Origin of the sequence: Methyloglobulus sp. (genome assembly GCF_046714055.1) — a bacterium.
In the GTDB taxonomy this organism is placed as follows: domain Bacteria; phylum Pseudomonadota; class Gammaproteobacteria; order Methylococcales; family Methylomonadaceae; genus Methyloglobulus.
Map to the genome: position 1 here is coordinate 1 of NZ_JBKKBJ010000152.1, position 4,800 is coordinate 4,800.

General features: G+C 43.9%; 3 protein-coding genes. All 3 read left to right on the plus strand.

The annotated features are described in order from the left end of the window. Positions 1-156 precede the first annotated feature (156 nt). The 3 genes from cas9 to cas2 are packed head-to-tail and all read left to right on the plus strand — an operon-like array spanning position 157 to position 4,483. A complete protein-coding gene (gene cas9, locus ACLQ6D_RS09055) occupies positions 157-3,258 on the plus strand; it encodes a type II CRISPR RNA-guided endonuclease Cas9 (protein WP_411726958.1) in 3,102 nt (1,033 codons plus the stop codon). Next, a complete protein-coding gene (gene cas1, locus ACLQ6D_RS09060) occupies positions 3,255-4,157 on the plus strand; it encodes a type II CRISPR-associated endonuclease Cas1 (RefSeq protein ID WP_411726959.1) in 903 nt (300 codons plus the stop codon). The genes cas9 and cas1 overlap by 4 nt, the downstream gene beginning before the upstream one ends. Further along, positions 4,154-4,483 carry a CRISPR-associated endonuclease Cas2 gene (gene cas2 / locus ACLQ6D_RS09065; protein WP_411726960.1) on the plus strand — a complete coding sequence of 110 codons (330 nt, stop codon included), beginning with the start codon at positions 4,154-4,156 and terminating at the stop codon, positions 4,481-4,483. Before cas1 ends, cas2 begins: the two co-directional genes overlap by 4 nt. Positions 4,484-4,800: the final 317 nt, after the last annotated feature.

Genomic DNA, 4,800 nt, shown 5'->3' on the forward strand with positions numbered 1-4,800 from the left:
CTCAAAATAAAAAGCCCCCGTTGGCTTTTCAACCTCGTGAGGGCTTGGGTCGCTTGAAGGCGGAGCCTACGGAATAACGTTCCATTGGTATGAAAAGCAAAGCAATAGGCTATAGTTGGTTACACTACAGTGGGCAATTATAGGTTAGAAATCAAAATGGGCAAGAAAATTTTAGGGTTGGATTTAGGCACAAATTCAATCGGTTGGGCATTATTAGAAGAAACTGACAGTAAATCCAATAAAATCATCAACCTGGGCAGCCGCATCTTTATCAAAGCGGTGGAAGAAAAAACGCCCACACCGAAAAATGTAAAACGACGGAACGCAAGGTTAACAAGGCGTGTTTTACAGCGCCGTGCCAGACGTAAACTGCGGATGCTCAATTACTTGATAACGCTCAAGCTATTACCGCAAGAACTGACCGCCAATCCAACACCGGAAATCATCCTAAACGAACTAGGCAACCCTTACCAATTAAGGGCAAGAGCGCTTGATAACCCGTTAGCACCCTTTGAGTTAGGCCGCGTATTCCTGCATCTAGTGCAACGGCGCGGCTTTTTAAGCAACAGGAAAACACTTTTAGGCGATATGGCCGACGACCCCGATGTTTTGGCTGAATTGGAAAGTGAGGATGACAACAGTAAATTAAAAAATACCATCACTGAATCGGGTTTTCGCACACTGGGTGAATATCTCGCTTCGTTAAGCCACCATGACTGTAAACGCAACCGGAAAACCGACGGCGGACATCTACGCACCGACCGGCAAATGTACCGGGATGAACTGGATTTAATCTGGCAACATCAAAAACATCACCATAACGTTTTGACGGATGCGGTAAAAGAGCAGATAGAAGACATCATTTTTTATCAACGCCCGTTAAAGCTACGCGCAGACCGCGTAGGCAAATGCTCATTAGAACCCGCCAAAAATAGAGCAAAAATCGCTTGGCTGGAAAGCCAGCGTTTTCGGTATCTGCAAGATATAAATAACTTGCAATACGTTGACCCCTACACAAACAAAACTGTATCGCTCAATGAGAAAGACAAGCAAAAACTGGTGAAGCTGTTCGAGAATACCCAGAATGTGAGTTTTGCTGCCATAAGAAAAACCTTAGGTCTTGATAAATCCTACGAATTTAATCTGGAAATCGGCACGAAAAAACTCAAAGGCAATATAACTGGCTGTGAAATCCGTAAACGATTACCCGAATGGGATGGTTTTGACGACACTAGGCAACGCGCACTGGTAGAAGATTTGCTGACCATCACCAAAAAATCCGTGCTGAAAAACCGCTTGCTTAAGCACTGGGGCTTCGATGTCAATACCTCTGTACAACTTTGCCTGTTAGAGTTTGAACCCGGACATGGCAACCTGTCCCTGAAAGCCATCAACAAATTGTTGCCGTTTTTGCAACAAGGGCAGATTTATTCCGATGCCCGTGTAAGTGCGGGTTATGGTTATGAAGTTAAAGACATCGCACCAACCGATAGGCTAGGCATACCACCCGAACTACCCAACCCTATCGTACAAAAAGCCCTGCACGAATTAAGGCGGCTCATCAATGCCATTATTGCCGAATACGGCAAGCCCGATGCCATAAGGGTTGAAATGGCGCGAGACCTGGAAATGAACACCACGCGCTACCAGGATTTTATCAAACAACAAGGCAAAAACACCAAAGCCAACGATGAAGCGACCAGCGAATATCAGGAAATGGGGCAACAATATCCGCATCTAAAACTATCCAAATACCCCAGTAAAACAGACAAAATCAAGTACCGCCTGTGGCAAGACCAAAAACAACTTTGCGCCTACAGCTGCAAGACGATTAATTTATCGGAATTGTTCACTGCCAATATTGAGGTAGACCACATCTTACCGTATAGCGAATCGCTGGATGACTCCTACATGAATAAAGTAATCTGCTATGCCGCTGAAAACCGGAACAAAGGACAAAGAACCCCAGTTGATGCCTTTAGCGGTAATGCCGACAAATGGAACCAGATTACCCAGGCCATCAACCGCTGGGACAGGTCGCTTAAAGCCAAAAAAGCCCGCTTTTTTACCACCTCCGCCGAACTACAAAAGCGGGATTTTATCAACAGCCAACTGAACGATACTCGCTATATCAGCCGTGTTGCCCAAACCTATCTGGCGCAACTGGGCGCGGACATATCCGTCAGCAAAGGCATTACCACCGCATGGCTCAGGCATCAGTGGGGGTTGAATGACTTGATCGGTGAAACCGATAAAAAAGAACGCACAGACCATCGTCATCACGCCATTGATGCGGTAGTGATTGCCTGTGTTGATAGGCGTTTGTATCAAACCTTGGTAAAAACCGCCCAAGACCTGGAGCGCAGACAGTCGGAGCTTAATATGAAAGACATCCATATCGATCCGCCTTGGTTGGATTTGCGCGAAGACTTACAACAGCGGCTAGCTGACATCATTATTGCCCATGCGCCGCAATTAAAATTAAGCGGGGCATTACATGAAGATACTGGCTCTGGATTTGTTGAGGGCAAAGGAACGGTATACCGTAAAGGTTTAAGCGATTATTTTGATAAATGTACAGATGAAAAAAAGGCCGCTAAATTATTGAAAAAAGTTATTGATCCATCGGTTGCGACAATCATTAAAGAACATTTGTCCATTTATCAATTTAATGCTAAAAGCGCATTTGCTGATAGCGTTATTGTTAAACACAAGGACGGAAAGACCGCAATCAAGCGAATTAGGGTTTATGGGTCAATGCAAATCACCAATAGTGAAGATATTGAAAAGGAAAAATTTGCAGTTAAAAATCAAAGGGGAGAAATATTTAAGTGGTATACCTACGGGAATATTCATCATATTGAAATTATCAAGGATATCAACACAAGTCAATTTTCAGGTGTATTTGTAACGATGATGGAAGCGCATAGACGCGCAATGACAGGAACAAAATCTGCAATTAATAGGAAGGTAATTAGAGAACCCATTATCAAAAAACAGCATGATGGCGATTATGTGTTTGCAATGTCGCTACATAAAAAAGATATGGTTAGTCTCGAAATAAATGGAGTAATGGCACTTTACCAAGTACAGGGACTAGGTCAATTGTCACAAGGCAAACAGCCAAGACCAGAGTTAATACCACATACTTGTGCAAGTGAAAAAACAGGTGCTATTTCAGATTCGATAAAGAATTTGATAGAAAAGTATCACATGAAAATTCATAAGGTTAACGCAAATGGCAAGTTGGTCGAATGATAAAACGCACCATCGACATCAGCGAACAAGCTTATTTACACCTAAAACATCAACAATTACTAATTGATAAGAATGGCGAAACCGTTGCACAGATACCGATTGAAGACATTGGCGCTTTGATTTTGCAAAATCCGGCGATTATTATCACTCAGGCGGCGGTCATCGCCTGCCAGAAACATAATGTCGCCCTGGTTTTTTGTGATGAACGGTATTTGCCTTATTCGCTATTGCTACCGATCAGCGACGGCAACACCTTACACACTAAAATCCTGCAACAACAAATCGCCTTAAAACTGCCCACCAAAAAACGCCTCTGGAGCCAAATTGTCAAACAAAAACTGGGTAACCAAGCGGACACGCTGAAATATCTCGATAAAACTTATCAACCACTGGAGCGGCTTGCTAATAAGGTCAAAGTGGGCGACCCTGAAAACCTTGAAGCCCAGGCCGCACAAAAATACTGGCGGTTACTGTTTGGCGAACAATTCCGGCGCGATACCGAATTAGACGGCATCAACAGCTTGTTAAACTATGGCTATGCCATCATTCGCGCCATGGTTGCCCGCGCCATCGTCGGCAGTGGCTTGCACCCTGCACTGGGCTTGTATCACAGCAACCAGTACAACGGCCTGTGCCTGGCGGATGACCTGATGGAACCGTTTCGGCCCTGGGTGGATTTTAACGTGTATTTGATGGCACAAAACAACCCAGAGTTAGTAGTGAACAAGGAAACCAAAATACCTTTGCTGAACCTATTGGCTGAACCCGTGCTTTGGGAACAACAAACCCTGCCGCTCATGGTGTCTTGCCATTACCTTATTGCAAACCTCAAACGCGCTTATGAGGATAATACGGTCGTACTTAGCTATCCCAAGCGGATAAATAAGCCGCAATCATGAGTTTTGGCGGTTTGAATTCAATGTGGGTCATAGTCCTGTTTGATTTACCTACAGATACGCCGGAAGCGAGAAAACAATACCAAGTTTTCAGGAAGCATCTGCTGGAAGATGGCTTTATAATGATGCAGTATTCTGTCTACATGCGCCACAGCGCCAGTGATGAAAATGCACAAGTCCATGCCAAACGGGTAAAATTACGCCTACCGCCTGACGGTGAAGTGCGTATTGTTAAAATAACTGACAAACAATTTGGCAGGATTGAAGTTTTTTATGGCAAAAAACACAAAAAGATCGAGCTACCGCCGGAGCAATTGTCGCTTTTCTGACTACAAAAACGACAACTACTCCTTTGTAAACAGGGTATTACGAAAGGGCTAGTGTAACCAACTATAGCCTACCCGCAAATCACAACAATCTTAGAGGTGTAATGTTTATGTACAGAGTGTAACCAACTATAGCCTACCCGCAAATCACAACCGCATTTTCTAATGATAGCTTATCAGCTATAGTGTAACCAACTATAGCCTACCCGCAAATCACAACCATGTTTCCAGTTTCGACAACTTTAATGGAAGTGTAACAAACAATAGCCTACCCGCAAAACACAACCATGAAGATAATTCAGCAATAACCAATCGTAGTA

Excerpts from the sequence above, each read along its gene's own strand:
- cas9 (WP_411726958.1), top strand. The coding sequence starts at position 157 with ATGGGCAAGAAAATTTTAGGGTTGGATTTAGGCACAAATTCAATCGGT.
- cas2 (WP_411726960.1), top strand. The coding sequence starts at position 4,154 with ATGAGTTTTGGCGGTTTGAATTCAATGTGGGTCATAGTCCTGTTTGAT.
- cas1 (WP_411726959.1), top strand. The coding sequence starts at position 3,255 with ATGATAAAACGCACCATCGACATCAGCGAACAAGCTTATTTACACCTA.